This is a genomic window from Streptomyces sp. NPDC048106 (assembly GCF_040706415.1).
Lineage (GTDB): Bacteria > Actinomycetota > Actinomycetes > Streptomycetales > Streptomycetaceae > Streptomyces.
This window is the reverse complement of the sequence record NZ_JBEZND010000031.1, coordinates 21229-38043: the sequence shown is the minus strand read 5'-3', so window position 1 is coordinate 38043 and position 16815 is coordinate 21229. Positions and strand designations below refer to the sequence as shown.

Here is a 16815-nt window from a genome sequence, read left to right as displayed (position 1 = left end):
GCGGCGGTCGGGCCGCGAGGGGAGGACGCGGTGAGCCGCGCCACCGAGGAGACCAACCGCCGGATGCTGCGCGCGCGGGACACGATGGACCGCGACTACGCCCGGCCGCTGGACGTCCCCGCCCTGGCCCGCGTCGCGCATGTGTCACCGGCGCACTTCGCGCGCACCTTCCGGGCCACCTTCGGCGAGACACCGCACCGCTACCTGCAACGGCGCCGGGTGGAACGGGCGATGTTCCTGCTGCGCGAGAGCGACCGCAGCGTGACGGACATCGCCTTCGAGGTCGGCTTCAACAGTCCGGGCACCTTCAGCCGCACCTTCCGCGACATCGTCGGCCGCTCGCCGCGCACGTACCGCAGGGAGGCGGTGGCCGTGGGCGTGCCGACCTGCTTCACGATGGCGTGGACCCGGCCGCACGCCTGAGCAGTTTCGGATAAGTTTTCGCGCCGTCCGGTCGCTAGCGTGAACGTCATGTTCAACGCGATCACGCAGTCCCAGATATACGTCCTCGACCAGGACCAGGCCCTCGACTTCTACGTCGGCAAACTCGGCCTGGAGGTCACCGCGGACGTCGACCTCGGTTTCATGCGCTGGCTGACCGTCAGCGTTCCCGGCCACCCCGAGCGGCAGATCCTCCTGGAGAAGCCGGGCGCGCCGGCGCTGTCGGAGGAGACGGCGGAGCAGGTGCGCGAGCTGGTGGCCAAGGGCGCCATGGGCGGCTGGCTCATCTTCAACACGGACGACTGCCGCGGCACCTACGAGACGCTGCTGGCCAAGGGGGTGGAGTTCACCGAGGGGCCCACCGAGCGTCCGTACGGGATCGACTGCGGCCTGCGCGACCCCTTCGGCAACCGCATCCGCTTCACCCAGCCGAAGGCCTGAGTCCGCGTGCCGAGGACGCCCCGGCCGGCCGGGGGAAGCCCTACTCCTCCGTCTGTTCCACCGGCCGGGTGCGGCCCGTCTCGGGCGGCACCTCGTTCTGGGCGCGCAGCACCAGCACGTCCCCGATGAACAGGTCGTACACCAGGATCCCGATGACGGAGCCGATCAGCGGCCCGACGATGGGGATCCACCAGTAGTCGCGGTACACGCCGGACACGCTGCCGGGGAGGGCCAGGCTTCCCCAGCCCGCCGCCCAGGTGAACAGGCGCGGCCCGAAGTCGCGGGCCGGGTTGATGGCGTAGCCCGCGTTGGCGCCGAAGGACATGCCGACGGCGGCCACGACGAAGCCGATGATCAGCGGCCCCAGGTTGGCCCGCACCGCCTGGTTGCGCAGGTCGATGACGGCGACGACGCACATGACCAGGAGTGCCGTGCCGACGATCTGGTCGGTCAGCGGGCCCCAGATCCCGCCGTGGAAGTACTCCGCCGGGAAGGTCGCGAAGATGGAGAAGGTGGCGTTCGTGCGGCCGTTCACCTTCGGGCCCGAGGCGGCGGCGTCGTACGCGCCGATCGCCTGGCGGTAGACCAGGTACACCACCGCCGCGCCGGTGAAGGCGCCGACCAGCTGCGCGAACCAGTACGGCAGCACCTTGGCCCAGGGGAAGCCCCGGCGCACCGCCATCGCGAGCGTCACCGCGGGGTTGATGTGGGCGCCGCTGACGCCGCCGGCCACGTAGACGCCGAAGACGACGGCCATCGCCCAGCCCCAGGTGATCAGCAGCCAGTCACCGGCGGCGAGGAAGATCGTGGTGGGCGTGGCGGCGCGGCCCGAGCCGGGCAGCGCGGCGACGGCCATCGCGACCGCGCCGCAGCCGAAGCAGATGAGGACGAACGTCCCGAGGAACTCCGCCAGGCACTCGCCCAGCAGGCCACCCCTGGCGCGCAGCCTGGAGGGTTTGATCAGCGACGGAATCTCGACAGCCATGAAAGGCCCCCTCGCAGAGGAGCAATACGGCCAACGTCACCATGTTGGCCCAGGAACCCACTTCACGCAGGGTGAGCCGAGTGAGCGTCACCCCATCGCGTCACCCGGCCCGTCAGCGGCTGCCGAGGTCGTCCGCGAAGTGCCGGAAGCCGTACCGCTCCCGGTGCATGCCCCACAGCGTGCCCGCGAGCACGGCGGGATCCTTGCGGGGGTGGCCGGGCGTGATGACGCCGGGGACGACGAGTTGCGCGACGTGGATGCCCTCGGCGGCGAGCCGTTCGTGCAGCAGGTGCCCGTACGCACTCTGCGCGGCGAACGCGACGGACGTGCCGGCGCGCTCGACATGGGGAACGGCGGCGGTGCCTCCGTTCACGAACAGTATGGTTCCGCGCCCCAGCCGCCGCATCCCGGGCAGCACCTGCTGGACGGCGGCGACGGACCCGTACACCGAGAACTCGATGGGCCCGGCGAGCTGCCGGTACCCGGTCTCCAGGACGGGCCGCATGAAGTCCGGGTGCGGCACCGGGCTGTACTGGAGCACCTCGACGGTGCCCAGCTCCCGCTCGGCGTCGGCGAGCGCGCTGGTCAGCCGCTCCGGCTCGCGCACGTCGGCGGGGAAGGCGCGCGCCCGCACACCGCCCCGCGCCAGGTCCCCGGCCAGCGCGTCGAGCCGGTCGCGGTCGCGGGCGACGAGGGCGATGTCGTACCCCTCGCGCCCGAACCGCCGGGCGACGGCGGCGCCGAGCCCCGGCCCGGCGCCCACGATGGCGACAACGCTCACGTCCACCATCCGTACCGCACGGCGGCCCTCCTCGCATCCCGGCCGGTCAGGCCATCCAGAAGAACACGGCCGTCATGCGCTTCTCCGCCAGCGTGGTGCCGGTGTAACCGCTCGCGCTGTGCACGAGGTTGGCGTTGTAGAGCAGCAGACGGTTGTACTTGTGGGGGACGCGGACGTCCTCCTCGAATGCGTCCGGCGCGACGAAGCGGGTGCCCAGCGCGTCGACCAGGTTGTTGTGCGGGGCCTGCACGACGTTGCCGCCGAGCCGGCCGCCGGGCAGGTGCTGGCGGTAGAAGCCGGTGCCGCAGTCCTTGGGGACGTGCGGGTTGAGGTACAGCACCGCCGCGTACCGGCACAGCGCGCGCGAGTCGGTGTGCGGACGGGGCTCGCTCTCGCCCGCGCCGACGACCTGGACGCAGTTGTGGTTCAGGGTGCCGCCGCCGGGCGCCCGCTGCACCCACAGCTCCTTGGCGCCGGTCGCCTTCTTCACCAGCCGCTCGACGACGGCGAGTTCGGCGGGCTCCAGGCCCGGCATGGCGCGCAGGCCCGGCCAGCTCTCGGAGGTGTACGGGTGGCCCCGGACCCAGTCGTCCTTCGCCAGGCACCGCGCGCGGACGGCGTCCACGTCGGGCAGGACGTCGTCCAGGACCCAGTAGTCACGGCCCTTGGTGGGCTTGCGGTAGGGCAGCACGGGCAGTGCGCCCGGGACGCGGGCCATGGGCGTCCCGGGTGGTGGCGGTGGGGGCATGCGGCGAATCTAGGGCCGCCTTCGACCACCTTTCCCCGGGCACTGGTCAACGTTTCCTCAACCATGTGTCATGTGCATCAAAGTACGGCAATGGGACCGGCGGTCCGGAGCCGGTCCCATCCCGTCAGCCGAGCCAGACCGTCGTGTCCGGCGGCAACCGCCCGTCCCCCGGCAGCGGCCCGCTGCTCAGCAGCACCTCCCCCGGCGGCATCGCCACCGCCGCCGCGCCCAGGTTGGCGACACAGCGCCACTCCTCGGAGCGGCTGAAGTCCAGCACGTCCGCGGGGGCGCCGGGGGTCCAGTCGAGCGACTCCCCGGCGAGCAGCTTGCGGCGCAGCCGCAGCGCCCCGCGGTACAGCTCCAGCGTCGACCCCTCAACCCCGCTCTGCGCCTCGACGGCGTACGACGCGAAGCTCGCCGGCTGCGGCAGCCAGGCACCGCCGGGCCCGAAGCCGTACGACGCCCCGTCCGCCGTCCACGGCAGCGGCACCCGGCAGCCGTCGCGGCCCTTGCGGACATGCCCGGTCTGCTCCCAGATCGGGTCCTGGAGCACCTCGGCGGGCAGGTCGGCGACCTCGGGCAGGCCGAGTTCCTCCCCCTGGTAGAGGTACGACGCGCCCGGCAGCGCCAGCATCAGCAGGGTCGCGGCGCGGCCCCGGCGCAGCCCCGCCGCCGGGTCGACCGCGGGCGCGCGGCCGCCGGACAGCAGCCAGGCGGCGGGGTCGGTGCCGGGCGGGAGCATCAGCCGGGAGGCGTGCCGTACGACGTCGTGGTTGGACAGCACCCAGGTGGCGGCGGCGCCGACGGCCTGCGCGGTGGCCAGCTCCTCGGTGATGACGCGGCGCAGCCCGGCCGCGTCCCAGGGGGCCTCCAGGTACTCGAAGTTGAAGGCCTGGCCGAGTTCGTCGGGGCGGGCGTACAGGGCGCGGCGGGGGCCGGGCACCCATGCCTCGGCGACGGCGCTGCGCGGCGGCCGGTAGGCGTCGAAGACCTTGCGCCAGTCGCGGTAGATCTCGTGCACCTCGTCGCGGTCCCAGTAGGGGTGGTCGCCGGGCGGGACCTGGAGCAGGGCCGTCTCCCCGCCGGCGCCGATGCCGCCGATGTCGCGCAGCGGCTCGCCCAGGTCCTTGGCCAGGCCGTGCGCCACGTCCACGCGGAAGCCGTCCACGCCCCGGTCGGACCAGAACCGCAGGGTGGTGCGGAAGTCGGCGCGCACCTCCTCGTTGTCCCAGTTGAGGTCGGGCTGTTCGGCGGCGAACAGGTGCAGGTACCACTCGCCGTCGGGCACCCGCTGCCAGGCGCTGCCGCCGAAGACGGACTGCCAGTCGGAGGGCGGGAGTTCACCGTGCGCGCCGCGTCCGGGGCGGAAGACGTACCGCTCGCGGGCCGCGGACCCGGGACCGGCCCGCAACGCCTCCTGGAACCAGGGGTGCTGGTGCGAGGTGTGATTGGGCACGAGGTCCACGACGACCTTCAGGCCCAGCCGGTGAGCCTCGGCGACCAGGGCGTCGAAGTCGTCCAGGCTGCCCAGGCGCGGGTCGACGTCCCGGTGGTCGGCGACGTCGTACCCCCCGTCGGCCAGCTCGGAGGGATAGAACGGGCTCAGCCACAGGGCGTCCACGCCGAGCGTGGCGAGATGGTCCAGGCGCCGGGTGATTCCCCTGAGGTCCCCGAGCCCGTCCCCGTCGGCGTCGGCGAAGCTGCGCGGATACACCTGGTAGATGACGGCCTGCCGCCACCAGTCGGGGTGCTGGGAGGAGAGGTCTGCCATACGGACTCCCTTCGGGAAGACGGATGCCGCCCGCGTGGGACACGGACACGACATGGAGAATCTGTCCACATTGCCCGGAAAGCGAACCTTGGAAACCGGACCGGCGTCAGGGCCGCCCGACCGTCTCCAGGTACAGCCGCGCGTACCGCTCGGCATCCACCGCCAACGCCACGTCCACCAGGGGCCGTTCACGGTGACCGTGGTGGATCTCCGACTCACCGGCCCGGGGCCGCCGGTCGACGATCGTCTGCCCGCGCGCCGGACCGGGCGCGAGGCAGACCTCGACGGGCAGCCGCCGCACCGTCAGTCCCGCCGGGTCCGCGACCGCGCACACCGCGCCCGCGTCCCCGAGCCCGCCCGCCTCCTCCGCCTCGGGCGGCCGGCCCTGGGTGGCCGGGCGGTGGGCGAGCAGCTCACCGGCCAGCCGGGCGCCGGGGTCGGCGCTCGCCCGCAGCCCGCGCACCCGCCCGGCGTCCACCACCACCTGCCGGAAGACGTCCAGGCCGTACATCGTGATCGGCACGTCCGCGGTGAGCAGGACGGCCGCCGCCTCCGGGTCGTGCCAGACGTTGAACTCGGCGACGGGCGTGGCGTTGCCGACCTCGACCGCGCCGCCCATGAAGACGATCCGCTCGATGTTGCCGGTCACCTCCGGGTGGGTGCGCAGCAGCAGCGCGATGTTGGTCAGCGGCGCGGTGGGGATCAGGGTGACCGGGCGGGGCGAGGCGAGGATCTCGCGGCGCAGCAGGGTGACCGCGTCCACGTCGGCGGGCCCGCGGGCCGGGGCGGGCAGCCCCAGGTCCCCCATGCCGTCCGCGCCGTGCACATGCGTGGCCGGCCGGGCCGGCTCCAGCAGCGGCCGCTCGGCGCCCCGCCCCACGGGTATCTCCGGCGCCCCGGCCTGCTCCAGCACGGTCAGCGTGTTGCGCACCACCCCGTCCACATCGGTGTTCCCGGCGACACAGGTCACCGCCCGCAGCTCGATCCCGGGATGCCGCACGGCGAACAACAACGCGAGCGCGTCGTCGACCCCGGTGTCGCAGTCCATGATCACGGGCACGGGCCGACCGGGCATGGGTGCTCCTTCGTCGCGGGGGCGCCCGGCGGGGGCGCCCGGCGGGGGCGCCGATCGGGGACGTCACAGGGGGTGTCACAGGGGCTCACACAGTAGTTCAGGGGCGCCGCGAGGGACTCGACGTCGGGCCCTTCCGGCCGCCTCACCCGTACGGGCCCGCGCGCTGGTGAGGCGGGCGGGGCGGTGGTGCCGTGGGAGGAGGCACCAGGACCGGGAGGCACCGCGATGTACGAGGAGATACGCCGGTACGGACGGCTGCCGATCTTCCTGACCGGCCTCGGGCTGCTCGGCATCGGCGGGTGTGCGGCGCTGACGCTGAAGCAGCCGGAGACGGCGCCGCGGCCGCTGCCGACCGTCGACCGGCCGGCGCAGAGCTCCAGGGCCCCCGCCCGGTCCGACGGCTCCACGCTCACCGACGCGCAGGCGCAGGCGGCGCTCATCGGCCAGAGCGACCTCGGCGCCTCCTGGACCGCGACGCGCGGCGCGGCGACCTGGCGGGACGGGATGCTGAAGGCGAGCACGTCGGCCGGTGAGTGCCAGAAACTCCTCGACGCCCTCTACAGCGACCAGCTCCTCGGCGGCCCGGCCCGCGTCGCCGTCGGCCTGGACGACGCCGACACCGGCGCCCAGCTCCGCTACCAGATCGGCGCCCGCCGCCCGTCCGACGTGGACGCCACGCTGAAGTGGCTGCGCACGATGCCGGCGAACTGCGCCCGCTTCACCGCCACCACGCAGCAGGACCTCCAGGAGGACGTCCAGGTCACGGAACTCGCCCTGCCCGAGGTCGGCGACGCCCGCCAGGGCCTGCACGTCACCGTCTCCGCCACCGATTCCGACGACCAGGACCTCCGTCTCACCCTCGACGTCGCCACCGTCCGCATCGCCGGCGACGCCTTCGCCTTCACCAACGGCGGCCTGGGCGACGTCGCCAACGACACCACCCAGGCCGCCGTCCAGGTGGGCGCGCTGCGCCTGGCGGACGTGCGCAGACAGGGACGGCTGGACGTGTAGGACTCACCGGGCGGCCGGACGCGCGGGGCTCACAGGGGCGGCTGCGCCGGTGCCGGGCCCAGGGTCGTCGTGCCCGGGGTGGTCCGGTGGCCCAGGCCGGTGCGGTAGGCGTCCAGGGCTGCCTCGGTGCGGCCGGTGCGGCGCAGCAGGTCGCCCAGGAGACGGCAGAGGTCGGCCAGGTCACCGGCGGCGCCCGCGCGTTCCAGGAGGCTGAGGGCGCGGACGTAGTGCTCCTCGGCGGACTCGGTGTCGCGGGTGTCCTCGGCGATGATGCCGAGCAGCCGGTGCGCGGCGGCGGCGTGCATCGCCCCGCGTTCGGAGGAGAAGTCGCCCAGCACGCCCTCCAGGAGGTCGGCGGCCTCCGCGGACCGGCCCTGGCGGTGCAGCACATCGGCCAGTTCGACCGCCGCCTGGCTGCGGTAGAGGGCGGCGCGGGTCTCCGACAGCATGGCCAGCGCCTGACGCAACTCGGCTTCGGCCGCGTCCAGTTCGCCGTTCTGCGCGTGGACGTACCCGCGCATCCAGTGGCAGTTGGCCAGCTCGGTGCGCAGCTGGAGCTGGCGGTACAGCTCGGCGGCCTTGGCGAGGGAGGCGTCGGCCTCGGCGGGGCGCCCCTCGGCGAGCAGCGTGCGGGCCACCGAGCGGTGCATCCGGGCGACCAGCGCGGGGTCTCCTACCTGCGGGGCGAGCGCGAGCGCGAACTCGGCGGCCTGGGCGGCGCGCGCGTGGGCGCCCATGTCCAGGTAGGGGCCGATGACGCTGGCGTACAGGAGCAGCAGCGCGTCCGGGTCGTGCAGGCCGCCGCGGTTCAGCTCGTCGAGGGTGGACTCCAGCAGGTAGACGGCGTAGCGGAGTTCACCGGCCAGGTAGTGGGCGACCGCGCGGCCGCGGACCGCGGGCACCCGGGCCGCGGGGGAGGCGTCCGCGAGGTGTCCCTCGGCGCGTTCGAAGTGGGCATGGGCACTCGCCAACTCGCCCGTCTCCAGGGCGCATTCACCAAGGCCCAGCAGGGCGGTGGCCTGCTCGCCCGGCAGGCCGTGCGACTCCGCCTCGGCCAGCAGTTCGGTGTACCGCCGCGCCGCCTCCTCGGCCCGCCCGTCGGCGAGCGTCCGCCGGGCCTCGGTCAGCCGCAGCCGCAGGTCCGTGGCGAGATGGGCCGGGCGGCCCAGGGCCAGCTCCTCGAAGCTCACGCCGAGCCGCCGCGCGATGTGCCCCAGCGCCTCGTCGGACGCGCGCACCCGGCCCGCCTCCAGGGTGGAGATGTACGCCGGCGTGTAGGCCGGCTCGGCCAGCTGCCGCTGGGTCAGACCACGGTCGGCGCGCAACCGCTGCACCCGCCGCCCCACTGTCTCCGGATCGTCCCGCTCGCGCACCGCCGAAACCCCCAACCAACCTGCCGGACCTTGCCGTTCGGCTCGGAATGCCTCTAGGTTAAACGGCGGATTAAACCTGCTTAATACGCCGCTGTCGTGTTGCGAGGTCGCCGTGTACGGACGTCCATCCGCTCCCTACGGGTACTCCACCGCGCGGAGGGCCGCCGTCGCCGCCGTGATAGCCGCGGCGTCCCTGATACTCGCGGCCAACGCCGGTCCGGCCCGCGCCTCGGCCCCGGCGACCCCCGACGCCGGGCTCACCGCGTCGGCCCCGGCGACGACCGATCGCTGAGGCCGTACCGATCACTGAGGCCGTACTGATCGCTGAGGCCGTACCGATCACTGTTGCCGTACCGATCGCTGATCCGGACCTGCCACGACAACCGGTGTCGGAATCCGCGGAACCCGCTTAGCCTGCCCGCATGACCTCTGCCGCCGCCCGCACCGCCCAGGATCTCACCGCCGACCTCCCGCTCACCGGCCTGGAGGACCTCTACCGGGATCTGCACCGGCACCCCGAGCTGTCCCTGCGCGAACACCGCACCGCCGGGAAGCTGGCCGGGCGGTTCCAGGACGCCGGGTTCGAGACGGCCGAGGGCGTCGGCGGCACCGGTGTCGTCGGGCGGCTGACCAACGGCGACGGCCCCACCGTGCTGCTGCGCGCCGACATGGACGCACTGCCCGTCGCCGAGGCGACCGGGCTGCCGTACGCCTCCGCCACCGACGGCGTGATGCACGCCTGCGGGCACGATCTGCACGTCACCTGGCTGGCCGGGGCCGCCGCCGCGCTCGCCGCGGGCCGGGACACCTGGCGCGGCACCCTGCTGGTGGTGGGACAGCCCGCCGAGGAGACCGGCGAGGGCGCCCGGCGAATGCTCACGGACGGCCTGTACGAGCGCTTCGGACGGCCCGACGTGCTGCTCGGCCAGCACGCCGCGCCCGGCCCGGCGGGCCTGTACCCGCACGTGCCGGGACTGATCATGTCCGCGGCGACGGACGTGGACATCGTGGTGCACGGCCGGGGCGGCCACGGCTCGCGCCCCGAGGCGACCGTGGACCCGGTGGTGACCGCCGCCTACCTCGTCACCCGGTTGCAGACCGTGGTCTCGCGCGAGGTCGCCGCGGGCGAGTCCGCCGTCCTCACGGTGGGCCGCATCGAGGCGGGCACCCGGCACAACATCATCCCCGACGAGGCGCGCATCGCCCTGAACCTGCGTACCCAGTCGGAGCCGGTGCGGCAGCGGATGCTGGCCGCGATCCGCCGGATCGCGCAGGGCGAGTGCCTGGCCGCCGGCTGCCCCCGCGAGCCGGAGGTGACCATCGGCAGCACCTTCCCGGTGACCGTGAACGACGCGGACACCGACGCCGGCGTGGCCGCCGTGCACGCCGAACTCTTCGGCGCGGCCACGGTGTTCGACCCCGGCCCGGCGATGGGCAGCGAGGACTTCCCGGAACTGGCCCTGGACGGCGCCATCCCCTACTCGTACTGGTTCGTCACCACCACGTCCCACGACACGTGGAACGAGGCCCCCGGCGACACCCTCCTGGAGAAGCTCGCCGCCGTGCCCAGCAATCACAGCCCCCACTTCGCCCCCGACCCGGCCACCGTCGCGCCGGGCGTGCGCACGCTGGTCTCGGGCGCCCTGTCCGTGCTGGCGCCGGCGTGATCCGGCCGGGCCGGTCGGCCGCCGGGCGGGCGGGGTCCGTTCAGATCTCCTGAAGCTCCCTGAGCTGACGCCGCACGTCCTCCAGCGCGCCCCGGCGGCGCCCCGGCACCCTGGCGCGCAGCTCCGCGAGCGCGGGCCCGAGTTCACGGGCCCGCGGCGCCTCGCCGATCCGGCCCCACTGGTGGTGCGCCCGGTCCACGGCGGCCTCCACGGCGGGCGCGTCCGCCGCCTGCCCGGCCGCCAGCCGGGTCCCGGCGATCTCCAGCCACCGCTGGCAGCTACGCGCCGCGTCCCCGGCGAACATCGCGAGGTCGGCGCGCACTTCCGCCCAGTGCAGGGCGTCCTCGGAGGCCGGCCCGTGCTCGTTCGCGGCGGCTTCCTGGTGCCGGGCGGCGATCTCGTCCGCCTCCTCGTGCCGCCCGGCCTGTACGGCGGCGCTGATGGCGGCGTGGGGGTCGGGCGGCGGGGGGCCGCCGTCGGCAGGGTCGGCACCGGCGCCCGCACCGGCACCGGCACCGACGGGACCGCCGGGTGTGGGGCGCGGGGTCGGGATCCCCGGATACGGCTGCCGTATCGGAGCCGGAGCCGGAGCCGGAGCGGGGGCCGTGGCCTGCGCCGGAATCGGAGCCGGAGCTGGTGCCGGAGCCGGAGCCGGGGCCAGGAGGATGTTGGTCGGGGTCTCCTCCGGGATCCGGGAGAGTGCCTGGTGGTGGAGGTCGTCCAGCGGCGGCCGGTGGCCGCTGCGCAGCAGGGTGGCCACCGTCTTCATGTACGACGGCTCGGCCAGCCCCCGGCGGCCGCCCGGCGGGGCGATCCGGCCGTAGACCGCGGTGGTGCGGCCGGAGTCCAGCGGGTGTTCGTGCAGGTGCCGCCAGACCTCGGCGTCCGCGTGCAGGTCGACCAGCAGTGCCGTCCGGCCGGGCGGACGCAGCCGCAGCTCCTCGCGGATCCAGTGCCAGGGCAGCGCGGTGTAGCGGACCGTGGCCGGGGTGGTGCGGGCCAGCGCCAGATGCGGCAGCCGCTGGCGGCGGTCCAGGTGGAGCTGGCCGGTGAGGTACACGGTGAGCGGTCCCGGCGCGGCCGCGGCGGCGCGCAGCCGGGTGAGGACGCCCTGAGGGTCCACCGGGTCCGCGAGCTCCACGACGTTGGCGGTGTCGGTGCCGGACAGCACGGTGGGGGCGACGGCGGCCAGCACCGGCAGCACGGCGGCCGCGTCCACCAGGCGTCCCCGGCCCAGCGGCGAGGCCGCGAGCAGCAGCACGGTTCCGGGCATGGTCCCTCCCCCTGTAGGCCCTGCGGTCCCTGCGGATCCGCTCTCTCCCGTCAGCACCGTAGCCGCTGGGACCCCCGCGACGCGCCTCAGGCCGCGGAACATGCCGCGTTCGGGCGCTTCCACCTGCCTCCCGGGCCCTGCCCCGTCAGGGCCGGTCGCTCAGGAAAGCCCCGCCCCCGGCAACGGCGACGCCTCCCCCGCCCCCGGCAGCGGCCCGGTCCCCGGGCACTCCTCCGTCTCCGGCAGGCGGCGGACCGCGAAGATCGTGGTGTCGTCGGCCAGCCGGCCCCCGGCATGCCGGAGCACGCCGTCGCGGACGCGCCGGACCAGGCGGTGGGGCACGGTGCAGCAGGGATCGGCGGCAACCGCGGCGGCGACGTCGCCGATCAGGTCGTAGAACTCGCCCTGGGAGTCGCGGGCCTCGGTCACCCCGTCGGTGACCAGCAGCAGCGTCTCCTCCTCCGCGAGCGGCACCCGGTGGGCCGGCGGGAGCCCGCCGACCAGATCGCACAGGCCGAGCGGCAGCCCGTCCCCGCAGGGCAGCTCGCGCACTCCGTGCGGCCCGACCGCGAGCGGCGCCCCGTGCCCGAAGTTGATGATGTCGACCATTCCGGGCGCGTCGCCGGTGGGGAAGGCGACCAGCACCGCCGTGGCGAACCGGTCCCCTTCCCGGCGGCCGATCGCGGTGCTGTGCTGCCGGTGCCGGAGCATCCGGATCTCCAGCCGCTCGGCGACCGTCCCGAGATCCTTCTCGTGGTACCCGGCCTCCCGGAAGCTCCCGAGCAGCGCGGCCGCCGCCTCCACCGCGCCCAGCCCCTTGCCCTGCACATCGCCGACGAGCACGCGGGTGCCGTACGGGCCGGGCTGGATGTCGTAGAAATCGCCCCCGACCTGCGCCTGCACGTCCGAGGCGAGATACACGCCCGCCTGTTCCAGGCCGGCCCAGCGCGGGGGCAGCGGGCGCAGCACGGCCCGCAGCGTGGTCTCGGCGGCGTCCTGCATGTGCACGATGCGCCGCACCTCCCGCCCCCGCAGCACCGCCGCCAGCGTGGCCAGGAGGCCACCGAGAGCGACCAGCATGAAGTCGGGCAGTCCTGCCTGGTACTGGTCGGGCCAGGCGTTGTCCACCAGGACGTACGTCGCCAGCGACGCCAGGGCGAAACCGGCCGTGGTCCACACCCCGCAGATCGCGGCGGAGATGCCGGGCACCAGGACGATCCAGGAGACGATGCGGAACTGGGCGCCGGTGTTGAGGTCCAGCGCCGCGATGCCGATGAGCAGCAGCAATGGCAGCAGCCAGAGGTAGCCCCGGCCGCAGATCCGCAGCGGGGTCCACCGCTCGTAGCTCATCCCCTTCACATCGGCCGAGTCTCCATGTTTGGCCGGGGCAACACGGGAAAACCGCCCCGCATCCCGGCACCCCGCACACCGGCCGCCGGAACCGGCCGGAAACGCGCGGGTCCCAGGCCGCCATGCCGTCCGACTTGCCAGAGCGTGCGCCCCGGTGTGCATTGGATAGCGAACGGGGCGAGGAGAGAGGAGTCCTCTCATGACTCATGCGGCACCCGCACCCGGCGGCATCCCCCGGCGCGCCCCGGCGCCCGTGGTGCAGGCCGGCACCTCCCCGGACCGGCGCCGGACACCCGACGTCTTCGGCGCCCGCACCCACCGCGTCGCCCGGATCGTGGTCCCCGTCGTCCTGGCCCTGGTCTACGGCTACTGGGTCGCGGCCGACAGCCGCGCCGGCGGCCCCATCACCGGCTGGAACCTGCTGCTCGGCTTCGCCAGCGCCCTCGTCTTCGCCGTGGTCTGCATCGCGCTGCTGGCGCTGGCCCCACGGATGATCCGCGAGGTGCACGCACTGCTTTGGACGGCGTTCGTCGGCATCGCCTTCGGCTTCCTCTACAGCCGGAGCGACCACTCGATCTGGCGGTCGATCATGATGTCCCTGCTGGTCGCGGGGGCCACCTTCATCGTCTTCTTCTACCGGTACTACACCCGCGAGGACGCCTTCGGACGGCGGATCCGCTGAGACCGGACGCGCCCCGCCGCAATCGCCCGAGCGGACGCACTCCGGTCGCGTGCCGGCCCCTCGGGCCGTTGCCTGAAAGGGTGCCGCCCCGTCTGAGAAGAGTCCTGTCGGCCGTACTGATCACCCTGTCCTGCCTGCTCGTGCCGTTCGGCGCGCTGGCGGTCTGGGCGGCGTACGGACTCACCGACACGAGCCGGTACGTCACCACGATGTCCCCGCTCGCCACCGACCCGGACGTCCGGGAGGCCGTCGCGGACGCCGTCGGCGACAGCCTGCTCCGCGAGGCCGACCCGCGGCTGGGCATCGGCCCGCTGGGCGGCTCCGTACGACCCTTCGTGCACGACGCGGTGCGCTCCTTCACCCAGACCCAGGCGTTCCGGATCGCCTGGGACGCCGGCAACCGAGTCACCCACGACGCGGTGCTGCGGGCCCTGCGCGACGATCGCGAGGAAACGGCCGCCGAGCCGGTCACCGTGGACTTCGCCCCCGTCACCGCCCAGGTCAAACGCCAGCTCAGCGACGAGCACATACCGCTCGCCGCCCGGATCCCGGTGCAGCACACCGCCGTCGCCGTGCTCCCGGCCGACGAACTGACCTCGCTACGAAAGGGGTTCCACGTGCTCGAAGTCGCCGGATTCTGGCTGCCGCTCGCGGCCGTGGTCTTCGCCGCCGCGGGGATCGCCCTGGCCGTGCGCCGCCGCCGGGCGATCGCCGCGACCGCGCTGGGCACCGCCCTCGGTGGCGCGCTGCTCGGTCTCGCGGTCGCCATCGGCCGCAGCCTCACCCTCGCCGGACTGCCCGCCGACGTGCCCCGCCCGGCCGCCGGCGCCGTCTACGACGCCCTGACCGGCACCCTGCGCACGGCCTCCTGGCTGCTGCTCGGCCTCGGGGTCACGGTGGCCCTCACCACCTGGCTGACCCGGAACCTGCGTCCCGGCCGCCTCGTGCGACGGCTGCGAGGACCGAGAGAGCCCGCGCCAGCTCCGGCTCAGGAGCCGACCCGAGTCCAAGCCTGACCGCGTCCGGCGCCCCACCGGGCCCCACCGAGAACGCCGTGCCCGGCGTGACGGCGATCCCCCGCGCCCGCGCCGCCGCCGCGAAGGTGTCGGCCCGCCACGGCGCCGGCAGCTCCCACCAGGCGAAATACGAAGCCGGGTCCGACCGTACGGCGAACCCGGCCAGTTCCTCGGCCACGAGCCGCTGCCGCCGCGCCGCGTCCCGCCGCTTGGCCGCCACGAGCCGCTCCACGGTGCCGTCCCCGATCCACCGCACCGCCGCCTCCAGCGCGAACCCGCCCGCGCTCCACCCCCCGGACCGGATGGCCCGCGCCACGGCCTCGGTCCGGCCCTCGGGCACGGCCACGAAGCCGATGGTGAGCCCGGGGGCGACACGTTTGGAGAGGCCGTCGACGAGGTGGACGTGGGCGGGGGCGAGGGCGGCGAGCGGGGGTGCGCTCGATCGGGTGACGGGGCGCAGGAAGGACCAGATCCGGTCCTCGACCACCGGTATCCCCAGCCTGTGGATGACGTCGGCCAGCTCGGACCGGCGGGTCGCGGTCGTGGTCAGCGCGGTCGGGTTGTGCAGGGTCGGCTGGAGGTAGAGGGCGGACAGGGGCGCGGTGCGGTGGGCGGCGGCGACGGCGTCCGGCCGGGGGCCCTCGGCGTCCGTGCCGAGCGGCACCAGGGTCTGGCCGAGACGGACGGCGATCTCCTTGACCAGCGGATACGTCAGCGGCTCGACGCCGACCCGGCCACCGGGCGGGACGAGGGAGGCGAGCGCCGCGGCGATGGCCTGACGGGCGTTGCCGGTGAAGAGGATCCGCTCCGGGGCCACCCGCACACCCCCCTCGGCGAGCAGCCCGGCGACCGCCGCCCGCGCGGCCGGCGTCCCCGCCGCCCTGGCGGGCCGCAGCGCGCCCCCGAGCGCGTCGGGCCGGGTCAGCGCCGCGAGGGCGGGGCTCAGCAGCTCCGACTGCCCCGGGAGGTACGGGTAGTTCAGCTCCAGGTTCACGGGCTCGTCACCGGCCGCTTCGGTCAGGGCGTGCCCCGGCTGCCCGTCCGGCGCCCCGGCCCGTACGAAGGTCCCGCGCCCGACCTCCCCCACCACCAGCCCCCGGCGCACGAGTTCGGCGTACACACGGCCCGCGGTGGACGGAGCCAGCCCGTGCCGCCGGGCGAACGCCCGCTGCGGAGGCAGCCGCTGCCCGGCGCGCAGTCGTCCGCTCGCGATGTCGGCGGCTATCCGGTCGGCGATACGCCGGAAGTCGTTCACAAGTCCCCCTGACTGTCCTGCCGTCCCGGTGCGGTCGTGGATTGCACCGAGGGCAAAGATCTTATTGCACCGAGGAGTTGGGGCACCCTAGGGTCGCTCCCATGCCCCCTTTCCTCGCCTACACGGACAAAAACCCCGAAGCCACCTCTCGTATCCCCCTTCTCCTCCTCCACGGCCATCCCTTCGACCGGACGATGTGGGACCCGCAGGTGGCGCGGTTCTCGGCCGACCGCCGGGTGATCGCCCCGGACCTGCGGGGCTACGGCGCCTCACCGGTGACGCCGGGCACGGTCCCCTTCGCCCGCCACGCCGCCGACCTGGCCGAACTCCTGGACTTCCTGGGCGTGGACACGTGCGTGACGGCGGGACTGTCGATGGGCGGCCAGCTCGCGATGGAGTGCTACGGCCGTTTCGGCGACCGCGTCCGGGGCCTGGTCCTGGCCGACACCTTCGCCGCCCCGGAGACCCCCGAGGGCAAGCGGGGCCGGCAGGCGATGGCGGACCGGCTGCTCGCCGAGGGCATGCGGGGTTATGCCGACGAGGTGCTGGAACGGATGGTCGCGCCCTACGCCGACGCCCAGGTGAAGTCCCACGTCCACGGCATGATGACGGCCACGCCCCCGGAAGGCGCCGCCGCCTCCCTGCGCGGCCGAGCCGAACGCCCCGACTACCGCCCGCTACTGCCCCGGGTGACGGTCCCCGCCCTGGTCGTGGTCGGCGCCGACGACACCTACACCCCGGTCTCCGACGCCGAATCCCTGCACGCCGCGTTGCCGGACTCGACCATCGAGGTCATCGAGGGCGCGGCCCACCTGCCGAATCTGGAACGCCCCGAGGGGTTCAACCGCGTGCTGGAGGCCTTCCTGCGGCGGGTGGACGACACCGAGTAGCCACGGACGGGGGCGGGACGTGACACACGGGGCCGCTAACCTTACGTGTCCATCCT

The 16815-nt window shown here is 74.4% G+C and carries 16 protein-coding genes; 7 read left to right on the top strand and 9 right to left on the bottom strand.

Going from position 1 to position 16815, the window contains the following annotated elements; translation table 11 throughout:
- Positions 1-30 precede the first annotated feature (30 nt).
- Positions 31-423, top strand: coding sequence for an AraC family transcriptional regulator (locus AB0927_RS27590; RefSeq protein WP_366670427.1), 393 nt, complete (start codon positions 31-33; stop codon positions 421-423).
- 48 nt (positions 424-471) lie between these two features.
- Positions 472-882: a VOC family protein gene (locus AB0927_RS27585; RefSeq protein WP_366670426.1), complete on the top strand. Its 411-nt coding sequence runs from the start codon at positions 472-474 to the stop codon at positions 880-882.
- A 40-nt stretch (positions 883-922) separates the two neighbouring features.
- Here the strand turns inward: AB0927_RS27585 and AB0927_RS27580 are convergent, their stop codons facing one another.
- From AB0927_RS27580 to AB0927_RS27560, 5 genes are all read right to left on the bottom strand, one after another.
- Positions 923-1867, bottom strand: a complete 945-nt coding sequence (locus AB0927_RS27580; protein ID WP_366670425.1) for an MIP/aquaporin family protein — start codon at positions 1865-1867, stop codon at positions 923-925.
- A 112-nt stretch (positions 1868-1979) separates the two neighbouring features.
- Positions 1980-2648, bottom strand: coding sequence for an SDR family NAD(P)-dependent oxidoreductase (locus tag AB0927_RS27575; RefSeq protein WP_366670424.1), 669 nt, complete (start codon positions 2646-2648; stop codon positions 1980-1982).
- A gap of 46 nt (positions 2649-2694) precedes the next feature.
- The gene (locus AB0927_RS27570; RefSeq protein ID WP_366670423.1) at positions 2695-3396 is read right to left on the bottom strand and encodes a DUF6445 family protein; all 702 of its coding nucleotides are present in this window, start codon (positions 3394-3396) and stop codon (positions 2695-2697) included.
- A gap of 124 nt (positions 3397-3520) precedes the next feature.
- Entirely contained in the window at positions 3521-5167 is a 1647-nt protein-coding gene (locus AB0927_RS27565; RefSeq protein WP_366670422.1) for a glycoside hydrolase family 13 protein, read from the bottom strand.
- Between the two features lie 106 nt (positions 5168-5273).
- Entirely contained in the window at positions 5274-6242 is a 969-nt protein-coding gene (locus tag AB0927_RS27560) for a nucleoside hydrolase (protein WP_366670421.1), read from the bottom strand.
- A 225-nt stretch (positions 6243-6467) separates the two neighbouring features.
- On the opposite strand from AB0927_RS27560, the gene AB0927_RS27555 reads away from it, so the two are divergent.
- Positions 6468-7253: a hypothetical protein gene (locus AB0927_RS27555; RefSeq protein WP_366670420.1), complete on the top strand. Its 786-nt coding sequence runs from the start codon at positions 6468-6470 to the stop codon at positions 7251-7253.
- A 29-nt stretch (positions 7254-7282) separates the two neighbouring features.
- Here the strand turns inward: AB0927_RS27555 and AB0927_RS27550 are convergent, their stop codons facing one another.
- Positions 7283-8626: a tetratricopeptide repeat protein gene (locus tag AB0927_RS27550; RefSeq protein ID WP_366670485.1), complete on the bottom strand. Its 1344-nt coding sequence runs from the start codon at positions 8624-8626 to the stop codon at positions 7283-7285.
- 422 nt (positions 8627-9048) lie between these two features.
- Between AB0927_RS27550 and AB0927_RS27545 the strand changes: the two genes are divergently transcribed.
- Complete coding sequence (locus AB0927_RS27545) at positions 9049-10293, top strand: amidohydrolase (RefSeq protein ID WP_366670419.1); 1245 nt, start codon at positions 9049-9051, stop codon at positions 10291-10293.
- A 40-nt stretch (positions 10294-10333) separates the two neighbouring features.
- Here AB0927_RS27545 and AB0927_RS27540 read toward each other — a convergent pair whose 3' ends face one another.
- Together AB0927_RS27540 and AB0927_RS27535 are read right to left on the bottom strand one after the other, a co-directional pair.
- Positions 10334-11566: a hypothetical protein gene (locus tag AB0927_RS27540; RefSeq protein ID WP_366670418.1), complete on the bottom strand. Its 1233-nt coding sequence runs from the start codon at positions 11564-11566 to the stop codon at positions 10334-10336.
- A 159-nt stretch (positions 11567-11725) separates the two neighbouring features.
- Positions 11726-12916, bottom strand: a complete 1191-nt coding sequence (locus AB0927_RS27535; RefSeq protein WP_366670417.1) for a PP2C family protein-serine/threonine phosphatase — start codon at positions 12914-12916, stop codon at positions 11726-11728.
- A 199-nt stretch (positions 12917-13115) separates the two neighbouring features.
- Between AB0927_RS27535 and AB0927_RS27530 the strand changes: the two genes are divergently transcribed.
- Together AB0927_RS27530 and AB0927_RS27525 are read left to right on the top strand one after the other, a co-directional pair.
- The gene (locus AB0927_RS27530) at positions 13116-13598 is read left to right on the top strand and encodes a hypothetical protein (RefSeq protein ID WP_366670416.1); all 483 of its coding nucleotides are present in this window, start codon (positions 13116-13118) and stop codon (positions 13596-13598) included.
- 80 nt (positions 13599-13678) lie between these two features.
- Positions 13679-14614: a hypothetical protein gene (locus AB0927_RS27525; protein WP_366670415.1), complete on the top strand. Its 936-nt coding sequence runs from the start codon at positions 13679-13681 to the stop codon at positions 14612-14614.
- Here AB0927_RS27525 and AB0927_RS27520 read toward each other — a convergent pair.
- Positions 14502-15869, bottom strand: coding sequence for a PLP-dependent aminotransferase family protein (locus tag AB0927_RS27520; RefSeq protein WP_366670414.1), 1368 nt, complete (start codon positions 15867-15869; stop codon positions 14502-14504). The two genes, AB0927_RS27525 and AB0927_RS27520, sit on opposite strands and share 113 nt — an antisense overlap.
- Positions 15870-15970: 101 nt before the next feature.
- On the opposite strand from AB0927_RS27520, the gene AB0927_RS27515 reads away from it, so the two are divergent.
- Entirely contained in the window at positions 15971-16759 is a 789-nt protein-coding gene (locus tag AB0927_RS27515; RefSeq protein ID WP_366670413.1) for an alpha/beta hydrolase, read from the top strand.
- Positions 16760-16815 lie beyond the last annotated feature (56 nt).